The following is a 24,592-nucleotide window of genomic DNA, read 5'->3' on the forward strand; positions in this document are numbered from 1 at the left end:
TAGATGGACCTCGCAGCGGTTGCAATGACGGCCGCGCAAGAACGGTAAACGTACCATACCGCATTATGCCAAGGAAGCAATGTATTTATCTACAGCGGCCAATTCCGACTCAAAACGCGGCAATAGTTCGTTTAACTTCTGCGCGTCACCCCCCTTTCCCGCCTGTTCCATTTCGGCGCACAACTCGCCCAGCGCCAATGCACCCACCGAGCGGGCCGCTGATTTGAGCTTGTGGGCTGCGAACCCGGCCGTTTCTGTCTGTCCTGCCTCACAGGCGGCACGCAGCTCCGCTGCTGTTTTCCCCGAACTGGTCCGAAAATCCCGTAAAAATTCACTGATCACGGTCGGATCGTCCCCCACAAGCTCTTTGAGAACACTCACGTCCACTGGTTTATCCTTCGCTGGAACTTGAGCCGGGGTGGGCGGAGCGCCGGTAGTGTCGGGAGTGCCGGGCGCCGTGCCGGTTGTAGGCGTGGTTGGAGTAGCTGGGGTAGCCGATGTGGTCGGGGTGGGCGCAGGGGCGGACGGCGCGCCGGGCGCGGCGAGAGCAAGCAGCTCAGTACTGGGAGCGGACGGCAGCCATTTATGCAATATCGCTTTCAGGTGCGCAAGCTGCACGGGCTTGCTCAGATAGTCATCCATGCCGACGGCGCGGCAATGCTCGGCCTCGCCCTTCAGGGCGTTGGCAGTAAAAGCTATAATGGGAGCTCGCGCTTTGCCTTGCTCGGCAAGGCGAATGGCCGCGGTCAACTGGTAGCCGTCCATTTCCGGCATGTGCAGGTCGGTGAGCAGTAGCGCATAATTGCCGCTCTCCCAGCGTTTCAGCGCTTCCCGGCCGTCAGGAGCAATATCCGCCGCATAGCCCAGTAAAGTGAGCTGTTGACGGATGACTTTTTGGTTGATATCGCTGTCTTCGGCGACAAGGATGAGCTTCCCTTCCTTCAACGCCTCCTCTCGCGATGGCGCAACTGCTGCCTCGGCCGGAGCAGATTCCGGTATTTCAACTTCTTCCTGCGCTCGTCCTGCCGCAATGGCCACAGCCCGCAGGAAAGCGTCCCGATGCATGACGTCCCCGTCGAGCGTAACGGTATCCACCGTTTCAGAACGCTCATGACGGCGCCGCCCCCGCCTGATGACAACAAAGCGCGGTTCGATGTCGGGCTGATGATGCCCATGCTCAAGAACCACGAAATGCGGATCCAGATCGGGCCGGGAATAGCAGACGGCGCGCAACTCCTCGAGCGGCGGAGCATGATGCCCCGCATCGATGATCAGTAGCCATAATCCGGGTGGAAGTGTCTCAATCCGCTTTCGGCAAGCCGCCAGATCTGTTTCACGCTCGACCGTAGCACCGCTGTATTTCAGATATACGGCCAGATCGTCGCCCAACCCCTCCTTGTCACCCAATACCAGACAGGAAACACCGGTCAAGTCCACCACCTTGCTCAGGGCTGGTGCGGCGGGCGGTAGTGCGAGCGCCACCCGGACGGTAAAAACGGATCCCTCAGCCAGGGCGCTTTGCACCCTGATCTCACCTCCCATCAATTCAATCAGGTAATGGGAGATGGCTAATCCGAGTCCGGTTCCGCCAAACCGGCGGGTAGTGGATGCATCGCCTTGAGTAAAGGGTGTAAAAAGCCGCGCCTGAGTTTCTTCACTCATGCCTATGCCATTGTCGGATATCTGAAACTCCACCGTTACCTGATCCTCACTGCGTTCGGCCAATACTGCGCGTACCGATACCCGTCCAGGTTCCTTCTGACCACTGGAAAATTTGATGGCGTTATTGGTAAGATTCACCAGCACCTGGCGCAGGCGCAGGGCATCACCCAGGACTTCCTCGGGAATCGCGGGATCGAGAAACATGGTGAGCTCCACCCCTTTTCTGACAGCCAGGCTCTCCAGCATCGCACAAGCCTTCTCCACTACGTTAACCAGCGACATGGGAGCCTTTTCGATTTCCAGCCGGCCGGCCTCTATCTTGGAAAAATCGAGAATATCCTCGATGATCTCCAGCAGGGCGAACGCCGATTCGCGGATGAGGTCTACCATCTCCATCTGATAACCGTTGAGGCTCGTTTGCTGCAATACGTCGGCCATGCCGATCACCCCGTTCATCGGGGTACGTATCTCATGGCTCATGGCCGCCAAAAAAACCGATTTTGCCTGGTTAGCCTGCTCGGCGTCGTGACGTGCCTGTTCGAGATCCTTCAGAATGCGAGTCCTTTCGCTGATGTCGATTGCAGAAGGAATTATTTTAACGATCTGGCCTTTGGCATCCCGAACCGGCACCAGCATGCAATCAGCTGTCATGAGACCGCCATTGGCAATGCGTATCTCAAAGTCGCGGCGGACGATTTCCCCGGCTTGCGCCCGCTTGATATCTTTCCGGAGTTGTTGCTGCACCTCCGGTTTGTAGGAGAACCACCCGGTCTCCGACAAGCACTTGCCTATAACATCCTCGCTTTGCAGGCCGCCTACCTCGAGTGCGGTACGGTTGATTTCCACCAGGACACCATCAGGGGTCATCTCGCCAACAAGCGCAGCCAGGTTATCCACGATGGCTCTAAAGCGCTGTTCACTATTGCGCAAAGCCTGCTCAACCCGTTTGCGTTCGCGAATATCGCGCAAAACGCCGGTAAAGTACCTTTTCCCTCCGACGAAATACTCACTTACAGCCACATACAGATCAATCAATTCACCATTCTTGTGTCGCCCCTCGACTTCGCGCCCCATGCCGATGTTATGTATCCCTTCCACTTCCAGCGCGAGAATGTGATCGAACTCGCACCGGCCGCGCCCGGTCCGGTAATACCTGTCGATATAATTCTGGTGAGCACTGTGATGGGGTTCGGGCATGAGCATCGAAACGTTCTGGCCAATCACCTCCTCCCGTGTGTAGCCGAAGAGTTTTTCTATCACCGGGTTGACCGACCGGATAATGCCTTTATCATCGATGGTGATGATGCAATCCACCATATGTTCGACTATTGAGCGTGTTTCCTCTTCCTTGCTGACCAGCGCCGCATTGGCGCGTTCCAGATCAGCGGTACGCGAGGCGACCCTGTTTTCCAGATCCTGGTTGAGCTGGCGAAGATCATCCTCCGCGATATCGCGTTCACGATTGCTGATGGTCAGGCGTTCGGTCATGGTATTGAAGGTGCCTGCCAGTTCCCCTATCTCGTTCCATCCCTCCACCGGCACGCGCTGCTGCAGGTTGCCCGCAGCAATGTGATGGGCGCCATGGCTCAGGTTTTTCAAGGTGGTGACTACACGCCGGCTGAATAAAATTGCGCCCAGGAGAGCGGCAAGGAGTGTGAGGCCGAGAATCATCAAACTGAAAGCCCGCACACGTGTTACCGAAGCGAATACTTCATCCGCATCCATTTTGACTTCGATGCCCCAGTTCATGCGAGGCAGATAGCGCCATGCCGCCACAACTTCCTTGCCGCGGTAATCCGTTTTTAACCCGCCGCCGCGCTCGCCGTGCAGACCGCTTTGAATGGCTATCGAAAACGGCGGATTATTCAGGGGTATTTTGAACTCCAGTGCCGCATTGGTCTCATGTTTCAATGGCGCCATCACCAGCGCGGTCCGATCGTTCATAAGTCGTGTGATCACCGTTTCGCCGCTCGCTCCCAGGCCCACGTTGTCGGTCACCACCTCGAATACGCGCTCGCTGTAGACCTGCAGCGCAAGCACGCCTTCGAGTTTTCCCTCAAGCACAACAGGAAATGCCATGAACGCAGCGATTGCGCCATGCGACGGGGGATAATATTCAAAATCCGAAACGCTGTTCTGCAAGGTATTGAGCGCCCTGCGCGTAATCCGGCCTAACCCGCTATTCCGGTATGGCCCGGTAATCAGGCTGGTGGCAAAATCGGCTTCATGCGCCTGGCTATAGACAATTACGCCCTCCGGAGAAATCAGGAACAGATCGTAATAGCCGGCGTCCTCAACGAAACGCATGAAGTGCTCGCGATAATATTGGTCCAATTGGCGATACTCGGCCGATTTGACGCCGCTCCTTTTATATACACGAGCGAATTCCTGCATAGCCGCGCGCGTGGTACTGGCCGCCTGGATAACCCTGGCGTCAAGAAGCCGCTCTCGCAGATAACTATCTATTTGCTCGGTTTTCATATCGGCAATGGCTGCAACCTGCCGGATCGCGGTATTCTGCGTCTCGGTTTCGAAGGTACGCAACAGGCTGTATCCGATGATCAGGATAGGCAGCAGAGAAACCGCCACGAACCAGACCGCGAAGCGCTGCGTGAGCGACGTGAATCTCATCACCACTCCAATCCGGCGGTGGTTTCGAGAAGCTGGTCCCACTCTTCGCGGGATCGGTATGTGGGAAATGGTGCCGGCTCAAGTGGGCGTCCGGAATCCCACACGATATCGAACTGGCCGTCCTTGCGTGCTTTGCCAATGCGGGCCACCTTCCAGACATGACGTGTGTTCGGATCGAGCGAGACAATCCCTTCGGGCGCCGGCAGGCTCTGACGCAAGATTGTGCGCTGCACCTTGCCCAGATCGCCCGAACCGGCCTCGAGCGCCGCTTGAATCCACATCTGCATGTTGACGTAAGAAGCTTCCATCGGACTGTCGAGCACGGCTTGCTGACCGAAGCGGTCGCGGAATCGTTGCACGAAAGCCTGATTTTCAGGAGTCGGAATAGTCTGAAAATAATTGCGCGCCGCATAATGGCCTGTCATCGGCACGGTATCCTGGGCGGTCAATCCCACTTCTGTTACGCTGAATGACAATACCGGAATCTTGTCGGGAGTGATTCCATTCTTTTCAAGCGTTCGAAAGAACACAGCATTGTCTGTGCCGCTAATGGTATTCAATACGATATCCGGCTGCTGCCTGACGATATCCGCCACTAGATCGTCCATTACCATGGACCCGAGGGGGAGGTAGCGTTCCCCCGCCACCACCGCGCTGTGTGCGGTCAGCAAATCCTTGATGAGAATATTCGTAACGCGCGAATATGCATAGTCCGATCCTGCGAGATAAATCCGCTTGCCGCGCGTATCGGGGCTACCTGGCTTGCCGAGATTTTCCAGCGCCCAATGTACAGCAGGCATGACTAACTGATTGGGTACTGTGCCGCCGTAGAGGATGTTCGGAGATTCTTCCATGCCCTCATATCGCAGTGCATAAAAGAGCAAATGGCGGTGTTCTTCGACTATGGGTCTCACCGCTTTTCGGCAGTCTGACGTCCAGCATCCGAACAAGGCCTGTACCTGCTCTTCGACGATCAGCCGCTTGGCCTGCTCGGCACAATAAGCCGAGTCAGACTTGCAATCCACCACTACTGCCTCTATCTTCCGATCGTTGATACCGCCCGCCGCATTGGCCTCTTCGACCGCAAGCTGGATCGCATCCACCAATGGTTTTTCACCCGTCGCCAAGGGACCGGACAACGAGTGGAGCACGCCGATCCTGATCTTCTCCTTCGTGCCCGCATAGTATTGCCATATCATGACGGCGGCAATCAGCAGAACGATCAGCAAGATAACGGAAACACGCGGCTTGTTGCTGCCCGTCAACACCTGGTTTCCCGAGCGCGCTGCCTCGGAGGACTTGTTCAGAGGTTCCCTCATGTCCTTATCATAGACACAATAGCCCCATGACGAAACAAATCGGGGGAGAAAATCTTCGCAGCCACAATAACTCCATCAGGAGTCAATGAGAACTTTCACGTGGGCGGCGACGCTCCGTCCCAGCGCAGGTAACGCATATCCTCCTTCCAGCGACGATACGATCCGGTTATCCGCGTATCTATTCGCGACCTCCGCGATTCTTTCGGTCACCCACGCGTAATCGTCCTCCGTCAGATTCAGTGAAGCAAGATCGTCATCTCTGTGAGCGTCGAATCCGGCCGAAATAAATAGCATCCGCGGTTTGAATTTTTCAAGAGACGGCAGCCAGAATTCGTTCACCGCCTCGCGGAAAGCCTGGCCATTACTACCGGCAGCCAGCGGGATATTCACCATGCGCTCTGAACGTCCCGCAACGCCGCTGTACGGATAGAACGGATGCTGAAACGTGGAAACCATCATGACTCGTGGGTCGTCGCGAAAGATATCCTCTGTGCCGTTGCCATGATGCACATCGAAATCCACTACCGCGACACGCTGCAAAGCATGCGCTTCGACAGCGTGGGCAACTCCAGCCGCGATATTGTTTAAAAGACAAAAACCCATTGCCAGATCACGTTCCGCATGATGGCCCGGCGGGCGAACACTGCAAAAAGCGTTCTTCACCTTCTTCCCGATCACCAGATCGGTCGCCAGAATTACCGCCCCCACCGCACGGTAGGCTGCCTTCAGGCTATGCCAGTTCATCGCCGTGTCCGGATCGAGATATGCAAGACCCGTTGAAAGCGCCCGGGATGCGACAGCATCCAGTAAAGCGATATGTTCCGGGGTGTGGACGCGCTTCACCTGCGCAGGCGTGGCCAGGGGCGCAGCATGGCGTTCCAATTTATCCATCAAGCCGGAAGCCGTCAGTGCATCCTCGATTGCCCTGAGCCGCGCCGGGCTTTCGGGATGAAATGAACCCATGTCATGCAACAGGCAGTCGGGATGAGAAATAAAAGCCGTATGCATTCAGCAACCTCCGATAAGTCCTTTCTGGGCGAGGCGCAATCGGGATGCTCACAAGGAGCATCACAAGAATAATAGTAGATCTCGATAACAAGGGAATCCAAAGTTTATTTTCAATGCCATTGATACATGCGGTACATTCGATACATGCGGTACATGAATACATGCTGGCAGGCGCCTCATCTCAACTGCGTTTGCTTTGCTACTTGTTGCGTCTGTCGCATCCTTCACTGCCTTGATTTCCTCAAAATTGAAACGATCGTCCAGTCCGTGATAATCTCATGACCCAATGAAATTTCTAAATAACGGCGCCCTTGCGCGTACGATGGCAAAATCGGGAACTTATTCAGGGTCATCCAGAGTTTTCCTAAAATAATAAGGCATTCAATGTCCCTTTCCCGACAACTCTGGCTGACTGTCATACTCGTTACTCTGATAAGTTTCACAGGCAGCCTTGCCATCAGTCTGATCAGCACCCAAAGCTATCTTGAGCAGCAGCTTCATCGAAAAAATATCGATAGCGCCAATTCCCTCGCGCATTCCATCTCGCAACTAAACAAAGATCCCATTACGATCGGTCTGCAGATCTCCGCGGTTTTCGATACCGGCCAATATGAGACGATCTCGATCACTTCGCCTGATGGCAGAGTGATCGCTGAGCGGGTGCGGGATCGGACAGACACTACTGTTCCCGAATGGTTTATCGATCTCTTCCCCATCAGCGCCGAGGCAGGCCGCGCTCAAATCTCGGATAGCTGGATGCATTTTGGCGTTATCAAGGTGGCAAGTCGCGCTCAACTCGCCCATCAGGCGCTTTGGGATCAAACAGCAAGCCTGCTGATCTGGTTTCTGGCCGCGGGCCTCTTCTGCGGACTCATCGGTGTGCTGATACTGTACCGTATCAAGAAGCCACTGGCCGCGATGGTCGGACAGGCCGAAGCTATCACGGAACGGCGCTTTCTGACTATTTCCGAACCTCGCATACCGGAATTGCGCAGCATCGCACGCGCCGCAAATGACATGATAAGACGTTTGCATAACAGGGCTATCGAGGAAACCTCGCGGCTCGAGGCGCTGCAAAAGCGGCTGAATTACGATCCAGTCACCGGCCTGGCCAATCGCGAGTATTTCATGAACCGCCTTGCCGAAATCCTCCGGGGCGGAGATACCGTTCCTGGCGTGGAGGTAAGCGAGAGCGCTTCGGCCGGAGATGGAGAAGAAGATCCTTCGAACATAAACGCTGAAATTGCTGCCTCAGGCGGAGATGAGGAAGTTGCCGCCCGGATCGAGGATGGGGACGCCGCCGCCCCGGATAAAAAGAGTGAAGCCGCCATCCCAAGCCCAGGCGAAGGCGCCGAGGCTGCTCCGGAAGATATCGTGACACGCAAACTACAAGGCGGTATTCTTTTTCTGCTGCGGCTCAATAACCTGCAAGAGATCAATCAGAAGCTTGGCCGCATCGAAACAAACAACCTGCTCCGTCAGGTGGGAACCCTGATGGGCCACGTCGGCGCCGAGGCTGCGCGTGGCGAAACGTCCACTCCTCTCGCCGCCCGCTTGAATGGATCCGATTTCGCGCTTCTTGTCCCCGATATCGAGGATGCGCGCCAAGTCGCAAATGAGCTGACAAAAGAGCTCGCTGCCCTGTCATCGCAAATTGGAGGGCATATTTCGGATTTATGTCATATTGGCGTCGTTCGTTACCAGCGGGGGGACCAGTTGGGTGAGCTTTTCGCGAAAGCTGACGCCGCGCTGAGCACCGCCGAACGCGCAGGCATCAATGCCTGGCACACCATTGCAGTTCGACCTGATCACCCTCCTGCCCCAACCATCAATATCGGCGATTGGCGCCAGATCTTCAGCGATGCATTCGCCGAAGACCGCTTCAATCTGGCTCTCTACCCCGTGGCAGGACGCACCGGGGAGCCGTTGCACCAAGAAGCCTGTGTCCGCATGCAAGCCCAGCGCGATGGAGGGTGGCTGGACGCGAGCGATTTCGTCAACATCGCGGTCCGCCTCAATCTCACCGGACCCCTTGATCTCGCTGTCATCCGCCATGCCCTCGAATCCTTGAAGTCGTCCCCCGGTGAACTGGCGGTCAATCTGTCTGTTGAAACTCTGGCGGATTGGGATTTTCGCAATAAACTTGTAGAATTGCTGGGCCAATATCCCGATTTTTGTCCGCGGCTCTGGGTTGAAGTGCCAGAGTATGGGGCTTTTCGCAAGTTCGAAGCTCTTCGTGATTTTTGCGACACCCTGAAGGGACTTGGCTGCCGAACCGGCATCGAGCACTTTGGCCCCCAAGCCGATAAACTCCAGCAACTCACCGGTTTCGGCCTCGATTATCTTAAAGTAGACGCTGCCTTTGTGCACGGCATCCATCAGAACAAGAGTAACCAGCGGTTCCTGAAAGACTTATGCAAGCTGGCTCATAACATTGGCATTATCGTGATTGCACTGGGCGTACAAACTGAAGCGGAGCGGAAGGCATTGATAAAACTCGGCTTCGATGGCGTTACCGGACCTGGCATACAATAATTTTCCTGTTTCACTTGCTTAGTCTTGCCAAATACCCTTCGTTGTTTGCATTGCTCAGTTGTTGTGTCTATAACTCCCTAAAGCCTTACGATTTTAATAATACCAAGGAGACAGGATGGCTACCTCACATACATGGAAGTTTTTCCGCGCGGGTGGTTTCGATCAGGTGCAGATCGACAACGGCGCAGACTTGCTGGCGTTAAAAGACCTGGACCAAAAGTTGTGGGTGGCGCTGAGTTGCCCGACGCGCGGCATAGAATTCGACACCAGGACCCTTGATTTGATCGACCATGACGACGATGCTCGCGTACATGCGAATGAAGTGCTCGCAGCTATCGCCTGGGCCGGCAATTTGCTGAGGAATCCCGATCTGCTGATCGAAGGTTCGGATCGCGTGATGTTGGCAGATATAGACGATAGCAGCGAAGAGGGACAGCAGGTGCTTGCTTCAGCGCAGTATATTCTCAAAACCCTGGGTAAGGCGGATGCAGGAGAGATTTCCCTTGCGGATATGGCCGACATCGAGAAGTTTGTTTCGGGTCTGCAATTCAATGGTGATGGTGTCGTTCCTGCCAGTCAGATTGCAGACACGGCATTACGCGCAACGGTTGAAGACATCATGAAGTGCCGCGGTTCCGTCGTGGATCTGAGTGGGAAGGCAGGGGTCAACCAGGAAATCAGCGACGCTTTTTTTGCCGAAGTTGCCGCTTATGCAGAATGGCAGGCGAAGGGTGATAGCGATGCGAATATCCGGTTTCTTGCAGAAAAAACGCATGCAGCCGCAGACGCGTTCCATGCCGTCAAGGAAAAAGTCAGCGACTACTTCACCCGTTGTCATATGGCGGCTTATGATGCGCGCGCAGCCGTGCCATTAAGCCGTTCTGCCGAGGACTACAAGGGCATTGCCGCACAAATGTTGTCAGCTCAAAACACCGATATAGCAAGCTTTCCGCTGGCGACAGTAGAGCCGGACAAACCCCTGCCATTGATTTCCGGCATCAATCCCGCGTGGCAAAAAGAGATAGATGCGTTGCGTGAGCAAGCCATTGTGCCGCTATTCGGAGAAAAACAGAATCTGCTTGCGTCGGAGTGGGCGGAGCTTTGTTCTAAATTTTCCGCCTTTGAAGCATGGCAAACCGCTAAACCAGCCTGCTGCGCCGAGCAGTTGGGCGTAGCACGTTTGCGTGAGATCGCGAGCGGTCAGCATAAGGAAGCGATCGATAATCTGATCCGTCAGGATAAAGCGGTAGCAAGCGTGGTAAAGGTCATCCATTCTGTGGAAAAACTACTGCGGTACAACCGCGACTTATTCAAACTGGTGAATAATTTCGTATCCTTTCGCAGCTTTTACACGGGAAGAGATAAAGCCCTGTTCCAGTTGGGCACGTTGTACCTGGATGGACGCAGCTGCGATCTGTGCGTCAGGGTGGACGATATAGGCAAACACGCGGGGTTTGCCAACATGAGCGGACTTTATCTTGCGTATTGCGATTGCGTGCGCAAAGGGGGTGCCGAAAAGATGAGTATCGCTGCCGCCTTTACCGCCGGTGATTCGGATTTTCTCATGGTCGGCCGGAATGGCATTTTCTACGATCGAAGAGGCCAGGACTGGGACGCCACCATTGTGCGAATACTGGACCACCCGATCAGCATACGCCAGGCATTCTGGTCGCCGTATAAAAAACTGATTAAATTCATCAACGAGCAGTTGGAGAAACTGGCCGCATCGAAGGCCGCCGCCGCACATGATAAACTGATCAAGGCAGCAGTGGAAACCGCGACGCCTGTAGCGGCTGGAACCCCTCCCCCACCCCCGAAGGCGCCTTTCGATGTGGGCAAATTTGCCGGGATTTTTGCGGCGATAGGGCTGGCGCTCGGCGCCATCGGCGGCATTCTTGCTTCCCTTGTCAGTGGCATTCTGGGATTACAGTTCTGGCAAATACCTCTGGCGATAATCGGCCTGATATTATTGATTTCCGGACCGGCCATGGCGGTCGCCTGGTTCAAGTTGAAGAAACGCAACCTCGGGCCTGTACTGGATGCAAATGGCTGGGCGATTAACGCGCGAGCGCGCATCAATATTACGTTCGGTACATCGTTGACCAAGCTTGCTTATTTGCCGGCAGGCGCACGCCGGTCGCTTGCGGATCCCTACGCGGATAAAAAAACGGTGTGGCCTTTCTTTGTATTGATTGCGGGAGCCATCGTTGCTTTGATCGTCTTGTGGCAAATGGGCTTTTTCGATGCACCCCAAACTCAATAACTGGCATTAGAAACAAAAAAATATCCGTCTCTAGCTTCAGGCTGATTTTTTGGCTATTTTTCTGGCTTTAGGGCAATAAAATTTTCATCTTTAGAGGAGATACAAATCCATGAATATCGATGAACTCAAGTCAGTGGCCGAAGCCATTGTTGCGAAGCAGAAAGGTATTCTGGCGGCGGATGAAAGCAACCCAACGATCAAGAAGCGTTTTGATTCCATCGAGGTTGAGTCGACCGAAGAAAATCGCCGGCGGTACCGTGAAATACTTTTCACCACCGATGGCATCGAACGCTATATCAGCGGCGTCATTCTTTTCGATGAAACATTGCGGCAAAGTTCACGTGACGGCACGCCTTTTGCCAGACTGCTGTCGAGTCGGGGGATTATACCCGGCATCAAGGTGGATAAAGGCGCAAAGGCGCTGGCGCTATATCCGGGTAACAAAGTCACTGAAGGCCTCGACGGGCTGCGCGACCGGCTTGCTGAATATAAGCAGTTAGGTGCGAAATTCGCAAAGTGGCGGGCCGTGATCGAGATTGACGAGCATGAAGTGCCGTCTGCCTATGCTATTCGCGCAAATGCCCATGCATTGGCACGTTATGCCGCCCTTTGCCAGGAAGCCGACATTGTGCCGATCGTAGAGCCTGAAGTGCTCATGGATGGCGCGCACGATATTGACCGATGCGAAAAGGTCACCTCGCAAATGCTTGAGGCTTTATTCACCGAGCTCAATGCTCATGGCGTACTGCTCGAGGGGACGTTACTCAAGCCGAATATGGTGATTCCCGGAATGAAGTGCCCACATCAAGCCAGCGCGAAGCAAGTCGCCGAAGCCTCGGTCCGCTGTCTGCGTCGCCATGTGCCGGCAGCGATTCCGGGTATTGTATTTCTCTCTGGCGGTCAAAGCGCGGAAGACGCAACCGATAATCTGAACGCCATGAACGGGATGGATGTGCATCATCCGTGGCAACTCAGTTTCTCATACGGACGAGCGTTGCAGGCGCCTGTTCTTGCCACCTGGAAGGGTCGGGAAAGCAATGTGGCCGAAGCACAGCGAGCGTTCTTTAAACGCTGCCAGTTAAACGGTTTGGCGCGCGAGGGAATATACAGCCATAAAATGGAAAATAGCTGACTTGTATGTGGCGATGAAGGCGATGAAGGCGATGAAAAGATGGGCGTCTACGCGATAGCGACGGTGGGCGCGGGGGCGGCCTTGGGCGCATGGCTGCGCTGGTGGTTCGGCATGGCCCTTAACCCGGTATTTCCCACCCTCCCCCTTGGCACGCTGGCGGCGAACCTGACCGGTGGTTATCTCGTCGGCGTCGCAGTCGAGTATTTCCATCACAACACGGTGCTTCCACCCGAAGCACGGCTGTTTGTCATCACCGGTTTTCTCGGCGGATTGACCACCTTCTCCACTTTTTCCGCTGAAACGGTTACCCTGCTATTGCGGGCGCAATACGCCTGGGCTTCTATTATCATTTTCTCGCATCTGGCTGGTTCGCTGGCGATGACAGTACTCGGAATAATGACTATCAAATGGCTTGCGCAGCACTAACACGCATCTTTGGCTGAATCCAATCCTGAAAGTGAAAGGCAATACAAAGAGGAAGAGGAGGACGACATGCAGGGTATCTTTCTCAAATTTTACGTGGGTGAATACCGCGAACACCATGGCATTCTTTTGTTCGAGTGGCTGCTGGAATGCGCAAAAAGATACGGCTTTAACGGCGGTACAGCAATGCGAGCGATAGCCGGTTTCGGGCGTCATGGGATATTGCACGAAGAGACTTTCCTTGAGCTTGCGGCGGACCTGCCAGTGGAAGTCAGTTTTGTCCTGAGCGAGGACGAGGCTGCACAGTTTCTGGATTTATTGCAGACGGAAGGAGTGGACCTGTTTTATGTCAAATCCCCGGTCGAGTACGGGTTTTTGCCGGAGTGACGGCATAAACTATGGATGAAGTGTAGGTCGTAGGGCGGGTTCTACCCGTCGGAATAAAAGTACTTGGCTCCGCCCAGCTGTCTGAAAAATAACCATGCCCAACTATCGCCGCTATCAAGCACCGGGAGGAATTTATTTCTTTACCGTGGTAGCAGCTGGACGAAAGCCTGTTTTTACTCAAGAGATGACGCGCGCGGCACTACGCGCAGCAATACAAACCGTGCGCAAAGAACACCCATTTCACATAGATGCGTGGGTTTTGTTGCCAGATCACTTGCACTGCCTTTGGCACTTGCCAGAAGATGATGCAGATTACCCGTTGCGATGGGCAAAGATTAAACGTTTGACGCGGCACAACTGGGCATGGCGCCCGGGATAAAATTCTGGCAACCCCGGTATTGGGAATACTTCATCCGCAATGAGGATGATTTTGCCCGCCATTTGGACTACATCCATTGGAACCCTGTGAAACACGGCTTAGCCAGATATGCGGCGGACTGGCCTTATTCCACATTTCATCGTTTCGTTGCGGCCGGGGTTTATCCCCCGGATTGGGGCATTGCCGAAACCAAAATTGATGGCAAACCTTTTGGCGAATAAGACGGGAATGATGTTGGGCTGACGCTCGTCCGTTTATAACAAGTAGACCGGGCTATGCCCGGGAACCAGAAATGATGTCGGGCAAAGCCCGATCTACTAAACCGCGTCTCTTCGTCTTGCGACAAACTGGATGAGTCCCCAACCAGCGCAGAGCATCGCATAAATCCGGCTCCGGTACGAGTTGCACGACGCGGTGACAAATATCAAATAGCGACGTCAGCAGGTTTTGGTCAATGTATTTTGGGGCGCCCGACTAAACCTGATAGAGTTGTATAAGATTACCGCAGGTATCGTTAAATACAGCGAGGGTTGCCGGCCCCGCCTTTGTCGGCTCCATGTTGAATACCACGCCCAGTTCTTTCATCCTTTCGTACTCTTTTTGAATATCCTCAACGGCAAATGCCGTTAGCGGGATACCTGCCTCAAAGAGCGCTTTCTGGTATGTCCTGGCAGCGGGGAAACCCATTGGTTCAAGAAGCAACTCGACATCGTCCGGCGCATCGGGCGATACAACGGTCAACCACCTTGCTTCCCCCGCGGGCATATCGTTTTTTTTAATAAATCCCAGAACCTCCGTGTAAAACTTGAGGGCCTTGTCCTGATCGTCAACAAGTACGCTATTCAATTTAATTTTCATAATAACAAGATTATCAATTCCATTTATTTATGACATCCGAATCTGTGCAGGTTTGAAACACCACGTCCCAAGCCCAGATACCAAAGCCGCCCTTGGTGTTAACCGCTTTACCCACGCATCCAGCGCGGCGCGTTTTGCTCTATTTGGGCCGAATCCTCACCCTTGATTTCCAGTACCAGGGTTTTTCCAATTGCAAGTTTAATCAAAATCCATGTAATCGCCGGGTAAACCAAGATGGTAACCTGCCGCTGGCCCAATCTATCTACTTCTTTTCCCCTTGCTCGGACGCGAGGGCGGTACGAGCCGAGCCGCCACTATCCGTTTTACTCGACGCTCGTTCGTTGCTCCATACCATACCGATTACCAATGCCACGATAATGATTTTCACGCGCATGTTGCTATTCCTGAATAACATTATGACTATTAACGGCAGCGAATCGAGAAAAAAAAGCCCGGCGCAGGATCGCTGGGCCGGGCGGTGGCGTTTGCTGCAACGGGGTTAGCTATTTCTCTCGTTAGCTATTTCCCAACTGCATCTTACCGGTTCTACGCTTGTTGCCTATTGGACCAAGGTACAACTTCGGGATTGGTCGAGCGGTTTCGAGAAAGCCGCGGAGCTGCATCATAGTCCGCTATAGCCATGCCTAACAGAACCAGGGGACTCTTTATATTTGCCGATATTTGCCTCCCGAATCTATTAACAACCTGGCTCGCCTGCTATACAGATTCCAGGCATTGTCCTATGAAGCCGGGTTGGCGATGGGTAGCGGCCTTAGCTTTTACAGGTATTTATGCTATACATAAGTCAGTTCTACCATTCGGCACGGCCCGAAATCGGTCAAACGCCGCAGCCGGCCGGAACAAAAGGCTAACCATATGGCGGAACAACAAGACGAGAAACCCAAGCTGCCGCTAGCGGGGGTCGCTGTTTTGGTGACGATGATAGGAGGCTTACTCGTCTATCAGGACTTCGCGCTTAAAACCTCCCGGCCAGTCGACAAGGAAAAGGCAAACTATTTATCTCTGGACAAGGACCGGGTGCAGGCGCGCCTTTGGCAAGACCCGTTCGAAGCCGTTGCGACACATCGTATCAATGAGCAAAAACGGCTCCAGGAGTCAGGTAAAACAGCCAGCGCCGCCACTATTGATGATTCAAGCATCAATGATTTCATTACCGGCATCAAGAAATCAGTAAGCGTCTCGCCGGGCCTTCGCATCTTGCCGGTATTTGTGGACGGGAGCCCGTATTCCAGCGGCGCCGAATCAAGGCTCAACGACCGTTACGCCCTGATATCGGCGTTGGGGGCGGCGGGTTACGTGCCGGAATCAGGGGACCATATCCGCGTTTTCAGGTGGGATCGGGAGGAAGAGAAGGCAGCGCGACCTGCGCAGAAAAATGAATCCAGCATACTAATCCCCGCCGAGTTGTTTCACCCGAAGGCAAAAATCCGGGATGAGACATACGGCAAGCAGGTTCTCGTTTTATGGCTCAAAGGCGAGGATTTCAGCGAAAAACCGCTCGGGTCCCTGAATGCACTTCTGGAAGCGCTTAATGGAGCGTTCAGCAAAAATCCGCCTGAAATAAAACCAACATACCGCGTACTGGGGCCCAGATTCTCCACTGGGTTGAGCGCAATGGTAAAGGAACTGCAGGCCGTCCAAACCCATGCCTGTATTCCTCCCTTCAGACCATTAAACGATGCCAAATTCTATTCTCCTTGGGCAACGGCAGACGATACCTTTTTACTGGATTATTCGCTCAATCCACCTGATCCGCATCAGCTTCACAATGTCAAAGAACCAAACAGGACTGTCAAGGAAATATTCGACTGTGCAGGGATCGAATTGACCAGGACGATTGGGACCGACGCTGTGCTGGCTAAACAGCTTTTTGAGGAATTGAGACGTCGCAAGGTGGATTTACAGGACTGCCCAGCCAACATCTGTAAACATAGAATCGCGCTGATTTCGGAATGGGACACGCTTTATGGGCGCGCTTTGCCGCGTATCTTCGCCGCGGTGGCCGAGAATAACGGTCTCAGCAAACTCCAGGGATTCGAAGCTGAGATCAATGAGCTACGCAAAGACGAATGGCCTGACTGGGTCTCACGATACTCGTACCTGATGGGATTGGATGGAGAATTGCCAGCCAAGGCAAACGATAAGGAACCAGGAGCGGCTCAGCAAACGAATATGCTAGAGCACCAGAACCTGTATGCCAATAAAGGGTGGGCTGAGAGACCTGAAGGCCGTAGTCAGCTCGATTACGTTCGCAGGCTTGCGGTGTCCCTGAAGCAGGAGCAAGAGCAGCGTGGCGAAGAATTCAGGGCAATCGGCGTGCTAGGCGGCGATGTATATGACAAGCTCTTGATACTACAGGCATTACGCCCGACATTTCCGCGAGCTATCTTCTTTACCACCGATCTGAATGCCAAGCTGACCCATCCGTCTCAATGGCAGTGGACGCGCAATCTCATCGTTGCGTCGCACTTCGGGCTGGAACTTCAACAGGATCTTCAAACCCCAATTCCCCCATTCCGGGATAGTTACCAGACCTCTTTGTTTTATTCCGCTTTGTGGGCTCTGGACCATTTCAGATCGCCCCCTCGTTCGGATTATTTTCAATTGAGGATGGGTGACGATGCGAATAAAAAATTTTCCAGGACTGCGGCCCCGCGATTGTACGAAGTCGGCAGGCATGGCGCTTTTGATATCAGTGTCGATCCAAACCCCAGGTTGGGGGATTATTCAAGCATCCATCCGCCGCGGCCCGATCTGGATTCCGACCCTTGGCGGAGCCTGAAACGGTTTGCGTTGGAGTTCATCACGGTCATCTCCCTCATCCTGGCCGCCATGCTGATCAGTAGCGTGGCGGCAAATGTCTTTACCAGGCTGGCCTGGAAACTGTTCGGGATGGCCATTGCTATTGGAGCAACATGTTACAGCCTGATAGGATGGGTAAGATGGACGATACCCAATGTGGCGGAAAACGAGCCATTTGTGTTGACCGAAGGAATCAGTGCCTGGCCAACGGTGGCAATTCGTCTGTTCGCCCTTGCCATGACTCTTGTATTTCTTCGGTATTCCTGGCAAAAATTGAAAGATAACGAGAAAGCTTTGGCGCGTGACTTCGAATTCGAAGAAAAAGATAAGCTGGCGGATAAACTCGATCCCATCCCTCCATTATTTTCCGCCAAGTTCCTTGACTGCTGTATAGGGCTGCATAAGTGGCGTCCGCAAGCTGGCGGCCAGATTGACGCTGCTCTTCTGTGGTGGGGAAGCGCAGTATACAGCGATATCAAAATGGTCACTGCTCGGATTGTGCCACAGGTTATCGTTGCTTTCGCTATCGCATGGTTGTTGCTGGAACTGTTCGGTTTTCCCTATGTACCTTGCCGGGGCGAAGCCTGCGCGAAAATCAATTATGCGAGCACTGTGTTGAGCTCGATCGCGACGCTGGTCCTGATATTCTATGTGATCGATGCCACCAGAATTTGCCTTAAATGGGTCGATTGTATTGGCATGGGGAAAGTCCGATGGTCGGACGACACCCGGCTGACAATAGCCAAAGAGCGAGGCGTGAGCGAGAAGAATCTGGATGAATGGCTGGGCATCGAATTGATTGTCGAACGCACGGCCCTCCTCGGTAAATTTATTTACTTTCCCTTCATTATCATGTTACTGCTGGGCTTTGCGCGCCATACCTACCTCGACAATTGGGATTTTTCGGCCGCGCTCATCATTATCTTCACCATCAGCGCGACACTGATTTTCTTCAATAGCATGTTACTGCGACGGTCAGCCGAGGCAGCCAAACGGCAGGCCATCGAGCGCCTTGAAATGAAGCTCATCGGATTGCCGGATCAAACCCCGGATGAGCGAAAAGAGAAGCGGCAGATCGAATGGACAATTGTCGCAATCAAAAACAATCATAGGGGCGCCTTCCTACCCTTTACTCAACACCCGGTATTCGGCGCCGCGATAGCTCTGCCATCCGGAGCATATGGCATTGTGCTCTTGCTCGAGTATCTGGCGACGAGTTTCTGACGACTGTGTAACGCGCTGCACGGAGAACCTGGATATTTCTTTTTTCAGGAGTCGATTAATATGAATAATAGAAAACTCTTGTTTACACTTGCGTTGCTTCTGCTTGCGCCACCCCTCTTTGCACAGGAACCGCCTCCACCGGCCAGCGTTAACGGGAACGCCGGTTCGCCGCCGCAGCCTCAGCCAAAAAATGAAGATGTAGCATTCGGCTCAACTTCCGATTCTGTATCCGCAAGCTTCGAGGGTATGGTTGTGCAGGTAGAACCCCTGGAGGTGAAATCCGTGAGCGGGCAGGTACGGCAATTTCTTCCGGGCGGGAAAAAGCTCTCAATGGTTCAGCCAAGGCGCGGCGATCTGGTTCGGCTATCTTACGAGCCCGGCCCCAACGGTAATATACTCCACGAAACCCGGGTCATCGGTAAGACCATTGCCGGTACAATCAAGGAAATAGCCGCGGATATGTCGTGGCTGATAGTTCGAACTCAGCAACCCGACAAACCGGAGAATGAGGTTAACGTACCGCTCCAGGCATCTGCGCAATTCCAGCCGCTTGTGGCGGCGATGCGCCCCGGCGACGGGATAAATGCAACTTACGTTCGCGATGGTGGCACCGACGCCGTGGATGGAATCAACCACGTGAAATCTCTTGAGTGGCAGAGCAAGCCGGTGACGCGTGAGGCACGTTGGCTATCGCTCACAGGCGCAGTAGTGCTGCTTTGGACTATCGCTTACGTTTTTACCAAGGGCCACCCCGCAGACCTATACCTGGGGAGAGACAACCGTTACAGCAGTTCCAAGTTTCAGACCGTGCTCTGGTTCTGGCTCGTCATCAGCGCCTACATAGCCATCGTATCTCACCGCATCCTCGCGGCCGGATGGAGTTACGTGGGGGGAGTGGACATCCCGCCCCATCTGCTTATCCTTTCCGGAATCAGCGTGCTGACATTTACCGCCGCCAAGGCGATTACGGCAGGCAAGGTCGAGAGAGCCGCCTCTGAGGGCAAGACAGATGTCAAAACCAGCGCCGACATCCCGCAGGCCACCGATCTCATATGCGACGATTCCCGCCGCACGGACCTCGGAGATTTTCAGATGGTGGTTATCACAATCCTGGCAGTCATCATTTACGCAATATCCGCTGTCGAGTTCATGGAGCAGATCGAGTTCCGCCGTGTGGTTACAATGCCGGATGTCGATGCAACGCTGCTTTCCATATTCGGCTTGGGCCAAGCTGCTTATCTGGGCAAGAAGGCGGCGGGGGAACGGTAGCTTTCGATGATGGATTTAACTCAGCAATATGCGATTGATTTCCTGTCAGGTTATCCGCCAAGATATTGATTACTCCTCCTTGCTGATCTCACGGCACTGCATAGTAATACCGGTCGCACTGCGCGGATTCGAAATCCGGCTTCTGGCCATGCCACGAGGCAATCGAAGAATTCAGGATTTGACGCAGTGTTTACCATAGGGTGTTCGATCCGAGATGGAGTGCTCTTTCGGTATGGCTCCTCTGGTTTCCGCAGCCCGCTTCGCTGCTGCTTCAGCATCCTGCTCGCGTCCTGCCCTGGAAAGGGCCAAAGCGTAGTCGTCAAGCACGTTAGCATAGAACACGGGCACTCTTCTGGCAGTGATCAGGGGGTCCAATTCAGCCAGAACGCGTTCAAGATAAGACACGGCTTCAACGAACTTCCGTTGATCCAGGTTGAGGCGCGCCAATTCCGTCAGGGATAGATAGAATACGCCTCCGGTGTGCTTGTCCAGGTCGTTGGCGAGATTGAGCTGACGCTCTGCTTCCTCGAAGAAGCACGTCACGCCGAGGGAGCGGCCGTATTCATAGTGGAGAACTGCCTTAAAGCGGGGATCGGCCGCGGCGAGATTGGCCTCGGCGAATGCACGAGCATAAATGCGGCGCGCTTCATCCCAATCGCCTCGTTCCTGGGCTACCGTTCCATCCCGCATATATTCACCCGCCGGTTTTTCATCGGCAAAGGCATAGCCCGTCAGGCCGAGCAGGATAATTACGCCCCAAATTAATCGCTCCATATATTCTCCATATGAATACCGCATGAATGATCCATCTATTGTCACGGATACCTGAACTGCAAATCCTGGAAGTTTCGCGGACGCGAAAAGACTTTGCGACCAGCGGGATTGTAGCCTATGAACTGCCCGCTTCAGGCTATGCTTCCAGGGTTTTAAGTATTTTTACGATAATTTTTAATTGGGCCCCGATAGCTCTTTAAAACAGAAATTAGAAAACCTGCCGAAGCGGGTTGCGATTGTTGCCCTGATCGCACTGCCTGTATGACCAGGCGACGGGATTGATGGACAAATCCGCCGCTCACCCGCCCTTGCTGACTGACCGGCATTGCAGCGCGATGCCGGTGAGGCTGCGCGGATCTGACCGGCGGAAAAATGGGCGGTGATAGCCGTCGCGATCTGGCCCGCAGGGCATTCCGCCCATTTCTTCCAGCTATCGCAATTAGGACGTTCGTCACTGGAGTGTTGGTCGATCAATGCCGAAAGCCCCGATGAACCGGATGCATCCGATACCGGACAGGTAGGTCGGATACACTTCCGTTGTCATCAATTTTGCGCCCGCGAATCTGAAGACCCTTGATCCGTGTGTTGTCATTATTCATACACACGCGCAACGCGGTCAGCGAGACGCCATATCGGAGATGACGGGTGACGCCATGACAAGAAGAGAAATAGCGAATACAAGACGCACAGCGATGGTTTTATGATGAGCCAAGGGGCGGGCAATTTGAACTTGGGCAGGCATGATTGTTTTCTCCTTTACCAGACAATCCGCGGTTTGCGATCACCTGCTACCTTTGCCGTGATTCCTGGGTCACGCACTTGCCCATGTCGAGCGTCAGCCCTTCGCTTCGATAACCCCAGATAGCCGTGAAGTTGTGGGTATCGTCGGTCTTACTGTTATCGATCGTCAAAGATACGATTATCGGCTCATTACCGGGATGAGCGGTCGGGATTAACCTGCCAATAACAGTAAGGGTGCGGGCAGTTGGGTCTCTGAACACGGTCGCCTTGTCCGCATAGCAGTTCGTCCACAGGCATGCGGAGATCTCGCCGGTTTGCGCACTGTAGGCGAATGATTCCGCATGCTGGAAATCGCTGGTTATCTTTTCGCACTGATCCGCCGTACACTCATATTTGATGTCCGGCCTGCAATCATATTCCTGGTTTTCGTGCGCGAGACCTGCCGGGCTGAATAACAACGTAAATACCAGCCCGAAGGGGCGCGGCGTAACGCGCGAGCGCCAGCGCGACCCGTGCTTGCTATTCCGATCCGTCACGGTCCTGCAATCGCGAATCCCCATTCCCTTAGCTGGGAGATAAAAGCGGGCAGATCTCTCGCAGTCGCCCCCTGCACGTGCATGAGGACATTGAATGAGACCTTCCGCGGCTGTTGCGCAAACTGGGTCTCGATATATGCTATCTTGTCCGGTCCTAATCCTTGAGGCGCTTTCCAGTCCTCGGTATCGATATCCCATGTCACGATGGTGAGCGACAGCTCCCTGGCCACATCGACAAGCTCCGGATCGAGATGGCCACGAAAACCACCGGCCCCATACGGCGGACGTATCCTGGTCGGCGTTACACCTGTCGTTTCACGGATAATGTTCTGGGTTTGCTCAAGCTCCCATCGCACGTTCTGCTCTGTCTCCCTGGCCAGGTTGGGATGGCTCCAGGAATGGTTCTGTATGTCATGCCCCTGGCTGACGATCATGCTTGCCGCTCCCGGATATTGCCTGACCTCGTCGCCGAGAACATAAAACTCCGCTCTGATTTCATTTTCCCGAAGCGTCCGCAGGATACTCTCGAGCGCACTCACGGGCGCCGGACCATCGTCAAACGACAGGACTACTGATTTTCCGTCGCCTAGCATCTCAAGCTCCCTGAAAAACTGGATGATTACCGGCAAACCCAGGGTTGGCCGTTTTTTTGATAGAGTCTCGGCTTTTTGCTACTATCTTGTGAGTAAAGGTAAAAGGTAAAGAAGGCACCTTCTTTTAACTATTAGACCAACATTAACCGGTAGTCAAGTTTGTTGTATTGCGGGGAAATCGCTCAAACAGACCTGAAATGTTCATTCGCCCAGGCTTTTATAAATAACGATAAGGAAATCTGACATGAGCAAATATCAAATTGCTGTAGTGGTTGGCAGCCTTCGCCGTGATTCATTCAACCAGAAGCTGGCTAACGCACTCATAAAATTGGCCCCGCCGGAATTTTCCTTCAAGCAATCACAAATCAGCGACCTGCCGCTTTACAATCAGGACGACGATGGGAACCAGGCCGAGTCTGTCAAACGGCTGAAGGGTGAAATCACGGAGGCGCAGGGCCTTCTGTTCGTTACACCCGAATACAATCGATCCATGCCTGGCGTGCTCAAGAACGCGCTCGACCATGCATCGCGGCCCTATGGTCAAAATGCCTGGGCAGGCAAACCCGGGGGCGTGATCGGTGCTTCCATCGGCTCCATCGGCACCGCCATAGCGCAGCAGCATCTGCGCAACTCCCTTGCTTACCTGGATGTGCCAACCCTTGGCCAACCGGAAGCATTCATTCATGTCAAAGAGGGCTTGTTCGATGAAGCCGGAGGCATCGGCAATGAAGACAGCAGGAAATTCCTGCAGAACTGGATGGACCACTATGTCGCATGGGTGAAAAAGCACGCTGACTGATAAAGCGACGGCTCATTAACGAACTCGTGCATTATTTCCAACCTGAGCAGCAGACGCACTCGGTATTCCACAGGTATACGAAGCGAAAGCTTATGGTTCTATGGCTGCACCAACCGAGGAAATGGGCCGTGTGATTGTGACGGAAGACAGTGGCGGCGGATGGTGGACTTCCACGACCGCAGGCCGTTGTGTTGGAACCGGAGGACGCCTTGCGCTGGATGAACGCGGATACACCGGTTGAGGAAGCCGCGCCCATTGCCCAAAGCAGGTTGCTGCCTACCGACGAATTCATGTGGCGGCGGTGAGCCGGGAGGTCAACTGCGCAAATCCAGATAACAACAGCAGGGAACTGCTGACACCGATAGGCAAGTCTGCCTAGAAATCTACTTTGACAGCTTAAACTCCATCACCTAGTTTTAAGTAATGGACTCTTCATTACTTTAAACGCCATCTTATCAGAGAACACAATGATAAGGTTTTTTGCTTACGCTGGCCACGCTCCTGAACCTGGATTCATCGTGCGGGGCAAAAAGGGGGGAATATGACTTTTGAAAAGTATGCTGCTAAAGGAAACGAGATTGTTAAGCAGATTGCGCAGGCATTGGGAGATCCTGATACTGAGAGAGCAGAAAGTGTGCTGAGATCAGTTTTGCATGCGTTAAGGAATGTAATGGTACCCGAAGAGGCGGTTCAGTTCATGGGACAACTACCTCTAGTACTAAAGGGAGTATTTGTTGACGGATGGGATCTTCAGCAGAAAAAGAAGGTGAAAAATATGCCGGAATTTCTGGAAGAGGCGCGAAAAGCTTCCGGTAGAGCAGCAGCTAGAGACTTTGGCAACGACCAGGAAGCAAAGAGAACCATAAAGGAAGTGATCAATGTACTGACACGTCATTTCTCTGAGGGCCAGGTGGAACAAACAAAGGATGTTTTCCCCAGGCATTTACAGGAGCTTTTTGAAAGTGCAGCTCAGGAAAACGATAAGTAAAGAGAAATTATCTTTTAATAGTCTCATACCTATTCACATGCATACCTCTGGTAAATCAAGAGGATACGTCCAGAAAACCAGTCGCCAACTGAGATAGAAGTGGAGGAAAGAAATTGTAGTTATTCATATCGACAAGCGTGATATGAAAGTTCGCCTCATCGGCTAAATGCTTCACCAGGTTCAGCCCTGCCAAGTCGCCGCCGACTGTGACAATTTCTTTTTTCATTTTTTATGCAATAAAAAATGTC

The 24,592-nt window shown here is 53.5% G+C and carries 22 protein-coding genes; 12 read left to right on the forward strand and 10 right to left on the reverse strand.

Features of this window, described 5'->3' with window-relative positions; translation table 11 throughout:
- Positions 1-63: 63 nt before the first annotated feature.
- From BMX66_RS02700 to BMX66_RS02710, 3 genes are all read right to left on the reverse strand, one after another.
- Positions 64-4,293 carry a PAS domain S-box protein gene (locus BMX66_RS02700; RefSeq protein WP_255398778.1) on the reverse strand — a complete coding sequence of 1,410 codons (4,230 nt, stop codon included), beginning with the start codon at positions 4,291-4,293 and terminating at the stop codon, positions 64-66.
- Positions 4,293-5,612 (reverse strand): ABC transporter substrate-binding protein, encoded by a 1,320-nt coding sequence (locus tag BMX66_RS02705; RefSeq protein ID WP_090878121.1) that lies wholly within the window; start codon positions 5,610-5,612, stop codon positions 4,293-4,295. The genes BMX66_RS02700 and BMX66_RS02705 overlap by 1 nt, the downstream gene beginning before the upstream one ends.
- Before the next feature lie 75 nt (positions 5,613-5,687).
- Positions 5,688-6,620, reverse strand: coding sequence for a histone deacetylase family protein (locus BMX66_RS02710; protein ID WP_090878123.1), 933 nt, complete (start codon positions 6,618-6,620; stop codon positions 5,688-5,690).
- Positions 6,621-7,004: 384 nt separating this feature from the next.
- On the opposite strand from BMX66_RS02710, the gene BMX66_RS02715 reads away from it, so the two are divergent.
- The 7 genes from BMX66_RS02715 (at position 7,005) to BMX66_RS15920 (ending at position 13,960) form a co-directional block, all read left to right on the forward strand.
- Entirely contained in the window at positions 7,005-9,155 is a 2,151-nt protein-coding gene (locus BMX66_RS02715; protein ID WP_090878126.1) for an EAL domain-containing protein, read from the forward strand.
- Between the two features lie 115 nt (positions 9,156-9,270).
- Positions 9,271-11,418 (forward strand): hypothetical protein, encoded by a 2,148-nt coding sequence (locus BMX66_RS02720; protein WP_090878128.1) that lies wholly within the window; start codon positions 9,271-9,273, stop codon positions 11,416-11,418.
- Between the two features lie 109 nt (positions 11,419-11,527).
- Positions 11,528-12,550: a class I fructose-bisphosphate aldolase gene (locus tag BMX66_RS02725; RefSeq protein ID WP_090878131.1), complete on the forward strand. Its 1,023-nt coding sequence runs from the start codon at positions 11,528-11,530 to the stop codon at positions 12,548-12,550.
- A gap of 39 nt (positions 12,551-12,589) precedes the next feature.
- A complete protein-coding gene (gene crcB, locus BMX66_RS02730) occupies positions 12,590-12,976 on the forward strand; it encodes a fluoride efflux transporter CrcB (RefSeq protein ID WP_090878133.1) in 387 nt (128 codons plus the stop codon).
- Positions 12,977-13,042: 66 nt separating this feature from the next.
- Positions 13,043-13,360 carry a DUF190 domain-containing protein gene (locus BMX66_RS02735; RefSeq protein ID WP_090878135.1) on the forward strand — a complete coding sequence of 106 codons (318 nt, stop codon included), beginning with the start codon at positions 13,043-13,045 and terminating at the stop codon, positions 13,358-13,360.
- A gap of 94 nt (positions 13,361-13,454) precedes the next feature.
- Positions 13,455-13,739, forward strand: coding sequence for an REP-associated tyrosine transposase (locus BMX66_RS15915; RefSeq protein WP_255398779.1), 285 nt, complete (start codon positions 13,455-13,457; stop codon positions 13,737-13,739).
- Positions 13,724-13,960, forward strand: coding sequence for a hypothetical protein (locus BMX66_RS15920; protein WP_255398780.1), 237 nt, complete (start codon positions 13,724-13,726; stop codon positions 13,958-13,960). The genes BMX66_RS15915 and BMX66_RS15920 overlap by 16 nt, the downstream gene beginning before the upstream one ends.
- A gap of 253 nt (positions 13,961-14,213) precedes the next feature.
- Here BMX66_RS15920 and BMX66_RS02745 read toward each other — a convergent pair whose 3' ends face one another.
- A complete protein-coding gene (locus tag BMX66_RS02745; protein WP_090878137.1) occupies positions 14,214-14,597 on the reverse strand; it encodes a VOC family protein in 384 nt (127 codons plus the stop codon).
- A gap of 262 nt (positions 14,598-14,859) precedes the next feature.
- Positions 14,860-14,991 carry a hypothetical protein gene (locus BMX66_RS15925; protein WP_255398781.1) on the reverse strand — a complete coding sequence of 44 codons (132 nt, stop codon included), beginning with the start codon at positions 14,989-14,991 and terminating at the stop codon, positions 14,860-14,862.
- A gap of 482 nt (positions 14,992-15,473) precedes the next feature.
- Here BMX66_RS15925 and BMX66_RS02750 point away from each other — a divergent pair, with 482 nt between their 5' ends.
- Together BMX66_RS02750 and BMX66_RS02755 are read left to right on the forward strand one after the other, a co-directional pair.
- Positions 15,474-18,644 (forward strand): hypothetical protein, encoded by a 3,171-nt coding sequence (locus tag BMX66_RS02750; protein WP_090878139.1) that lies wholly within the window; start codon positions 15,474-15,476, stop codon positions 18,642-18,644.
- Between the two features lie 60 nt (positions 18,645-18,704).
- Positions 18,705-19,913, forward strand: a complete 1,209-nt coding sequence (locus BMX66_RS02755; RefSeq protein ID WP_090878141.1) for a hypothetical protein — start codon at positions 18,705-18,707, stop codon at positions 19,911-19,913.
- A 171-nt stretch (positions 19,914-20,084) separates the two neighbouring features.
- On the opposite strand, the gene BMX66_RS02760 is transcribed toward BMX66_RS02755, so the two are convergent.
- From BMX66_RS02760 to BMX66_RS02770, 4 genes are all read right to left on the reverse strand, one after another.
- Positions 20,085-20,687, reverse strand: a complete 603-nt coding sequence (locus BMX66_RS02760) for a tetratricopeptide repeat protein (protein WP_090878143.1) — start codon at positions 20,685-20,687, stop codon at positions 20,085-20,087.
- A 616-nt stretch (positions 20,688-21,303) separates the two neighbouring features.
- On the reverse strand, positions 21,304-21,429 hold the full coding sequence (locus BMX66_RS15930; RefSeq protein ID WP_255398782.1) for a hypothetical protein: 126 nt from the start codon (positions 21,427-21,429) through the stop codon (positions 21,304-21,306).
- A 46-nt stretch (positions 21,430-21,475) separates the two neighbouring features.
- The gene (locus BMX66_RS02765) at positions 21,476-21,964 is read right to left on the reverse strand and encodes a hypothetical protein (RefSeq protein WP_090878145.1); all 489 of its coding nucleotides are present in this window, start codon (positions 21,962-21,964) and stop codon (positions 21,476-21,478) included.
- Positions 21,961-22,557, reverse strand: coding sequence for a polysaccharide deacetylase family protein (locus BMX66_RS02770; RefSeq protein ID WP_090878147.1), 597 nt, complete (start codon positions 22,555-22,557; stop codon positions 21,961-21,963). The genes BMX66_RS02765 and BMX66_RS02770 overlap by 4 nt, the downstream gene beginning before the upstream one ends.
- A 244-nt stretch (positions 22,558-22,801) precedes the next feature.
- On the opposite strand from BMX66_RS02770, the gene BMX66_RS02775 reads away from it, so the two are divergent.
- The 3 genes from BMX66_RS02775 to BMX66_RS02780 all read left to right on the forward strand — a co-directional run bounded on the left by BMX66_RS02775 (position 22,802) and on the right by BMX66_RS02780 (position 24,344).
- On the forward strand, positions 22,802-23,356 hold the full coding sequence (locus tag BMX66_RS02775; protein ID WP_090878149.1) for an NADPH-dependent FMN reductase: 555 nt from the start codon (positions 22,802-22,804) through the stop codon (positions 23,354-23,356).
- A gap of 100 nt (positions 23,357-23,456) precedes the next feature.
- Complete coding sequence (locus BMX66_RS15530) at positions 23,457-23,597, forward strand: hypothetical protein (protein ID WP_158593369.1); 141 nt, start codon at positions 23,457-23,459, stop codon at positions 23,595-23,597.
- A 300-nt stretch (positions 23,598-23,897) separates the two neighbouring features.
- The gene (locus BMX66_RS02780; protein WP_090878151.1) at positions 23,898-24,344 is read left to right on the forward strand and encodes a DUF2267 domain-containing protein; all 447 of its coding nucleotides are present in this window, start codon (positions 23,898-23,900) and stop codon (positions 24,342-24,344) included.
- A 55-nt stretch (positions 24,345-24,399) separates the two neighbouring features.
- Here BMX66_RS02780 and BMX66_RS15535 read toward each other — a convergent pair whose 3' ends face one another.
- The gene (locus BMX66_RS15535) at positions 24,400-24,570 is read right to left on the reverse strand and encodes a hypothetical protein (protein WP_158593370.1); all 171 of its coding nucleotides are present in this window, start codon (positions 24,568-24,570) and stop codon (positions 24,400-24,402) included.
- Positions 24,571-24,592 lie beyond the last annotated feature (22 nt).

The organism is Nitrosovibrio sp. Nv6, assembly GCF_900110495.1.
In the GTDB taxonomy this organism is placed as follows: Bacteria; Pseudomonadota; Gammaproteobacteria; order Burkholderiales; family Nitrosomonadaceae; genus Nitrosospira.

What these genes read in the sequence shown, in the direction of transcription:
- BMX66_RS02700 (WP_255398778.1), bottom strand. Translation starts at nt 4,293, where the DNA reads ATGAGATTCACGTCGCTCACGCAGCGCTTCGCGGTCTGGTTCGTGGCG.
- BMX66_RS02705 (WP_090878121.1), bottom strand. Translation starts at nt 5,612, where the DNA reads ATGAGGGAACCTCTGAACAAGTCCTCCGAGGCAGCGCGCTCGGGAAAC.
- BMX66_RS02710 (WP_090878123.1), bottom strand. Translation starts at nt 6,620, where the DNA reads ATGCATACGGCTTTTATTTCTCATCCCGACTGCCTGTTGCATGACATG.
- BMX66_RS02715 (WP_090878126.1), top strand. Translation starts at nt 7,005, where the DNA reads ATGTCCCTTTCCCGACAACTCTGGCTGACTGTCATACTCGTTACTCTG.
- BMX66_RS02720 (WP_090878128.1), top strand. Translation starts at nt 9,271, where the DNA reads ATGGCTACCTCACATACATGGAAGTTTTTCCGCGCGGGTGGTTTCGAT.
- BMX66_RS02725 (WP_090878131.1), top strand. Translation starts at nt 11,528, where the DNA reads ATGAATATCGATGAACTCAAGTCAGTGGCCGAAGCCATTGTTGCGAAG.
- crcB (WP_090878133.1), top strand. Translation starts at nt 12,590, where the DNA reads ATGGGCGTCTACGCGATAGCGACGGTGGGCGCGGGGGCGGCCTTGGGC.
- BMX66_RS02735 (WP_090878135.1), top strand. Translation starts at nt 13,043, where the DNA reads ATGCAGGGTATCTTTCTCAAATTTTACGTGGGTGAATACCGCGAACAC.
- BMX66_RS15915 (WP_255398779.1), top strand. Translation starts at nt 13,455, where the DNA reads ATGCCCAACTATCGCCGCTATCAAGCACCGGGAGGAATTTATTTCTTT.
- BMX66_RS15920 (WP_255398780.1), top strand. Translation starts at nt 13,724, where the DNA reads ATGGCGCCCGGGATAAAATTCTGGCAACCCCGGTATTGGGAATACTTC.
- BMX66_RS02745 (WP_090878137.1), bottom strand. Translation starts at nt 14,597, where the DNA reads ATGAAAATTAAATTGAATAGCGTACTTGTTGACGATCAGGACAAGGCC.
- BMX66_RS15925 (WP_255398781.1), bottom strand. Translation starts at nt 14,991, where the DNA reads ATGCGCGTGAAAATCATTATCGTGGCATTGGTAATCGGTATGGTATGG.
- BMX66_RS02750 (WP_090878139.1), top strand. Translation starts at nt 15,474, where the DNA reads ATGGCGGAACAACAAGACGAGAAACCCAAGCTGCCGCTAGCGGGGGTC.
- BMX66_RS02755 (WP_090878141.1), top strand. Translation starts at nt 18,705, where the DNA reads ATGAATAATAGAAAACTCTTGTTTACACTTGCGTTGCTTCTGCTTGCG.
- BMX66_RS02760 (WP_090878143.1), bottom strand. Translation starts at nt 20,687, where the DNA reads ATGGAGCGATTAATTTGGGGCGTAATTATCCTGCTCGGCCTGACGGGC.
- BMX66_RS15930 (WP_255398782.1), bottom strand. Translation starts at nt 21,429, where the DNA reads ATGCCTGCCCAAGTTCAAATTGCCCGCCCCTTGGCTCATCATAAAACC.
- BMX66_RS02770 (WP_090878147.1), bottom strand. Translation starts at nt 22,557, where the DNA reads ATGCTAGGCGACGGAAAATCAGTAGTCCTGTCGTTTGACGATGGTCCG.
- BMX66_RS02775 (WP_090878149.1), top strand. Translation starts at nt 22,802, where the DNA reads ATGAGCAAATATCAAATTGCTGTAGTGGTTGGCAGCCTTCGCCGTGAT.
- BMX66_RS15530 (WP_158593369.1), top strand. Translation starts at nt 23,457, where the DNA reads ATGGCTGCACCAACCGAGGAAATGGGCCGTGTGATTGTGACGGAAGAC.
- BMX66_RS02780 (WP_090878151.1), top strand. Translation starts at nt 23,898, where the DNA reads ATGACTTTTGAAAAGTATGCTGCTAAAGGAAACGAGATTGTTAAGCAG.
- BMX66_RS15535 (WP_158593370.1), bottom strand. Translation starts at nt 24,570, where the DNA reads ATGAAAAAAGAAATTGTCACAGTCGGCGGCGACTTGGCAGGGCTGAAC.